The following is a 4,547-nucleotide window of genomic DNA, read 5'->3' on the forward strand; positions in this document are numbered from 1 at the left end:
GATTGTTAGTATGAATCATGAGAGTTACCTCGTGTTTTGTATAAGGATTGGACACCCATATCAAAACCGGTAACTCTCAACCTTGCAAGGTCCAGTGTCAGATCAAGTCGCGACTAATACACATGATTGGCATTGTTTCTTTCCGCACATCGGATTGCGTCCGCTCGCCATTGTGCCAGCGCACACTCTTCGCTTATAACTGATGCATTCTGCCGTCAACGTAGTGGCTTACGCTGACGGCAGCTCTTCCTCTCTCTCTCTGTTCGGTCATTCGCTCCCACGGGGATACACCTGTGCGCCTGAAACGCCAGCGTCTTTTTTCTGTCATCACGCCGTCGCATTGCTTTCTTACCCTACGGATTCCGATATAAAGTCCCAAAGAGGATGCCCGTATGTTTCTGTCTTTCCTGCTTTACTGGCAGGCGGTTTTTACACGCCTGTCCTCCCCACTGTGTTATCTCGCGTTGCTGCTATGGCCACGCCGGGTTGCACAAAACGTCTCTCGTGTATTGCGTGGAGCGGAGCGATGAACCGCTCGGTTGATATCACGGTTAGCGGCCTTTGCTTTCACATTGCGCAGCAACCGATTCTGCGTGACATCGATCTGCACGTTCCTGCCGGCACGGTACTTGCGTTGCTAGGCCCATCCGGTTGTGGCAAAAGCACGCTGCTTAAACTGCTGGCAGGGCTACTGCAACCGACGGATGGCAGCATTGTCTTCGGTGGCGTTCGGGTCGCCGAGGCGCGTTTTAGCGCACCGCCGGAGCAACGTGATTTAGGTATGGTGTTTCAGGACTATGCGTTGTGGCCGCATATGATGGTGCGTGAGAACGTTGCCTTTCCGCTGAAGATGCGCGGCCTCAATGCGGCGCGCCGTAAAGAGAAAACGGATGCCGCTTTGGAGCGTGTTGGGCTGCACTCCTTGGCCGATCGCTACCCCTCCGCATTGTCGGGCGGTCAACAGCAGCGTGTCGCTTTAGCGCGCGCTGTGGTGGCCGAGCCGCGGATTCTGCTGTTCGATGAACCGCTTTCCAATCTTGATCGCGATCTACGTGAGTCACTCAGTAAAGAGATGTCGGCATTACTTCGTCAGTTAGGTACGACCGCGGTATATGTCACGCACGATCGCGAAGAAGCGAACACCATGGCAGATGCGATTGCCACGTTATCCGCAGGCCAACTGTTCTCTGTTTCCACCTTAAATGCAGAGTAGGGGAGTTATACGATGAACATGAACACAGTAAATCTCAGTATGGTTTACCTCAGTAAAAAGTTAACATCAGGAGTATTAACAGGTATGGCGATTTCTTTGATCATGGCAAGCAGCAGTGCGCTGGCATTGACGGTGTATACCGCAGTGCCAGGATCGTTAAGCAGCAAGCTGGCTGCCGGGTTTGAAAAGGAAACCGGCGTTAAAGTTGATATTTTTCAAGCAACCACCGGCAAAGTGATGTCCAGGCTGGACGCCGAACAAGCGAACCCGCGTGCGGATGTGTTGATCTCCGCCTCCTGGGATACCGCCACGGATTTGCAGCAGCGTGGCTGGCTGCTGGCCTATGAAAGTAAAAATGCTGCTCAGGTACCTGCACCGTTTAAAACCCCTTATTACGTCGCTCAGGGCATTTCTGCGTTGGGGATTGTGTGGAACAGCAAGAGTGGCACTCCAGAGCCGAAGGATTGGCAGGATTTGGCTCAGCCTGCATTCAAAGATAAGGTGACAACGCCCGATCCGGCACTCTCAGGTGCTTCGCTAGACCTGATTATCGGCTTACAAAATACACAAGGTGAGAACGTCTGGAAGCTGTTTAACGTCTTGAAGAACAACGGGATGATCGTGGCGGGCCCTAACGCGCAAGCGCTGACGCCGGTGTTGCAAGGGGCCAAGGCTGCCGTGTTTGGCGCGGTGGATTACGTGGCCTATAACAGCGTTGAGCAAGATGAATCGATCAAGGTGATTTTTCCCACCAGCGGTACGGCGATTACGCCGCGTCCGATGATGATCCTGAAAAGCAGTCAGCATCAGGAGCAGGCAAAAGCGTTTGTTGATTATGTGCTTTCACCCGCAGGGCAAGAGGCGGTTGCAGAGGCCTGGTTGATGCCTGCGCGTCAGGATATTGATGCCAAACGCCCCTTGTTTAAATCCCTGACATTACTCCCGGAAGGGGATGCTGCCAGCACTTCACGTAATGCTATTCTGGCACGTTTTGCGAGCCAGTTCGGGCAACGCTAAGGATTAACAGCGCCAGCGCAATGCTGGCGCAGGATTAAAACATGAGAGGTTTTGCATTATTGCCACTGGTTACGGTGGCAATACTTTTCGTGCTGGTGGGTATTCCCGTTATCTTTGTTGTGCTGCAAGCGGTTTTTCCGGGGCTGGATGAAGGCTCGATGCGTGAGCCAATGAGTGCATTTATCGCCGTGGCGCAGGATCCCCGCCTTGGCCCGTTGATCTCTAATACTTTCGGCATTGGTATTGGTGTTGCATTGCTGAGTGGCTTATTGGGGATAACGTTGGGAACCTTACGCGGGTTGTTCCATATTCCCTGTGCCCGAGTGTGGGATTTGTTATTTCTGATCCCCTTTTTGATCCCTCCATATATTTCGGCCCTGTCATGGATGCTTGCACTGCAAGCGCGCGGCTATCTGGAACAGCTTTTCTCGTTCAAGTTTAATGCGCTGCTGTTCTCATTGCCGGGTATGGCGATAGTGATGGCATTAAATATTTTCCCTGTGGTCTATTTTGCCGTCTCGCGCAGCATGGCGAGTCACGGTGGGCATCTTGCAGATGTTGCCCGGGTACATGGCGCGGGTCCGTGGGCGGCATTTTTCCGTGTTACATTGCCGCTGGCATTGCCAGCGATTGCGGCCAGTTGTCTGCTGGCGTTAGCGCTGGCAATCGAGGAGTACGGCGTGCCTGCCGCGATCGGTCCGCATGCAGGGATTCAGGCATTGACTACCGGAATTGAGCAACGCCTTGCAGATTGGCCTATCGATCTTTCAGGTGCAGCGGTGCTGTCGTTGTTGTTGGTTGCATTGGCATTGACGGCCTACACCGTTCAGCGCGCACTCACTGCGGGAAAAGACGTTGGCACCATTACCGGGAAGCCAGCGGCTATTGTGATTCGCGATCCGGGGCGCTGGACGCTGCCCTTCGTGACGCTGTTCTCCGGCGTGGCGGTGATTGCTGTAGGCATCCCGGTGAGCGCCATGCTGGTAACCGCCTTTTCCGGCACCCTATTCGGTGGGCTATCTGCGGACAATGTGACGCTAAGGCATTTTAGTGCAGTGCTGAACAATCAAAATCAGGCGCTAAGTGCGCTCTTAAGCAGCATGGGATTAGCCAGCGGCACTGCATTACTGACGGGGATTGTTGGAACGCTGGTGGCCTGGCTGGTGACGGTAAGGCGTGTCCGCGGTGCGGCGCTACTGGATGGCCTCTCGCTGTTGCCTGTGGCGCTTCCCGGCATTGTGGTTGGCGTGGGGCTGATATTGGCCTGGAACCGAAGCTTTTGGCCGATTACGCCCTACAACTCCTGGGCGATTCTCCTGTTGGCGTACAGTTGCTTGTTGTTGCCTTATCCCATCCGCTATGTGAGTGCGGCATTGCGTCAACTTGGTCCTAACCTGGAAGCTGCCGCCCGCGTTCACGGCGCCTCGACGTTGAGGGCATTGCGTTATGTGGTGGCACCGCTTGTCTTCCCCAGCTTGCTGGCGGCGATGCTGTTGGTGTTTGCCGTCGCCGTTCGTGAGCTGGTGACCTCATTGCTCTTGGCTCCGGCGGGTGTGCAAACCACCGCGATCTTTATCTGGCGACAGTTTGAGCAGGGGTCTGTAGGGCAGGGAATGGCGATGGCAACGGTGGCAATGACGGTAAGTCTGGCAACCATGTTATTGGGGATTCATCTGTATCAGCGTTTTCAGCCGGGGGAATGAGAATCTGGCTGTGCGCTAAAAGCAAAAACGCCCCTGATTGCTCAGAGGCGTTCTTTTATATGGCGGCGAGAGAGGGGTTCGAACCCTCGATACGCTTTCACGTATACACACTTTCCAGGCGTGCTCCTTCAGCCACTCAGACACCTCACCGGGGGTTGCCGTTCAAGGGCAACGGGGCGGTACTATAGGGAGTCGACCGCTTTCGGTCAAGCAGAATTTTATGGATTTCACGCATCTGATTACACAGTGAACGCCTGAGATGAAACAGACTGAATGGAATGCGATAACACGGCGACTGACACGCGAACAGCGCGGATTGACGCATAAAAAAACCGCAGGTGTTTCCACCCGCGGCTGATAAATCGATACTGCAACTTTCCCTCTAGGGGAATTATGCCAGCAGCGATTTGATAAAGCTGGTCAGTTCTGCATCTTTGCTGTTGGCAAAGAAGTATTCCTGGAATTTAGGACCAGAAATAGCACCTTTAACCGGCTTTGTTGAATAAATAGAAAGTTTGGGTAATCATCGGAACAGATCACCATAGTTGTTTCAAAATCAGGTCTCCATGGCAAAACAAAATTTTAAAATCACTAACTGGCCCTCCTATAACAAG

The 4,547-nt window shown here is 53.5% G+C and carries 3 protein-coding genes, 1 tRNA gene and 1 pseudogene; 3 read left to right on the forward strand and 2 right to left on the reverse strand.

The annotated features are described in order from the left end of the window. The first annotated feature begins 526 nt into the window (after positions 1–526). From ACTBDZ_RS15325 to ACTBDZ_RS15335, 3 genes are read left to right on the forward strand one after another with little or no spacing between them, the layout of a single operon-like run. On the forward strand, positions 527–1,213 hold the full coding sequence (locus ACTBDZ_RS15325) for an ABC transporter ATP-binding protein (protein ID WP_438815953.1): 687 nt from the start codon (positions 527–529) through the stop codon (positions 1,211–1,213). A gap of 39 nt (positions 1,214–1,252) precedes the next feature. Next, positions 1,253–2,230, forward strand: a complete 978-nt coding sequence (locus ACTBDZ_RS15330) for an ABC transporter substrate-binding protein (RefSeq protein WP_438815955.1) — start codon at positions 1,253–1,255, stop codon at positions 2,228–2,230. 41 nt (positions 2,231–2,271) lie between these two features. Then, positions 2,272–3,933, forward strand: coding sequence for an ABC transporter permease (locus ACTBDZ_RS15335; RefSeq protein WP_438815954.1), 1,662 nt, complete (start codon positions 2,272–2,274; stop codon positions 3,931–3,933). Between the two features lie 60 nt (positions 3,934–3,993). On the opposite strand, the gene ACTBDZ_RS15340 is transcribed toward ACTBDZ_RS15335, so the two are convergent. Both ACTBDZ_RS15340 and ACTBDZ_RS15345 read right to left on the reverse strand, forming a co-directional pair. Further along, a tRNA-Ser gene (locus tag ACTBDZ_RS15340) sits at positions 3,994–4,083 on the reverse strand. A gap of 241 nt (positions 4,084–4,324) precedes the next feature. Beyond that, positions 4,325–4,423 (reverse strand): annotated as a pseudogene (locus ACTBDZ_RS15345) (hypothetical protein); the annotation flags it as partial. Positions 4,424–4,547: the final 124 nt, after the last annotated feature.

Origin of the sequence: Symbiopectobacterium sp., assembly GCF_051710365.1 — a bacterium.
GTDB lineage: Bacteria > Pseudomonadota > Gammaproteobacteria > Enterobacterales > Enterobacteriaceae > Symbiopectobacterium.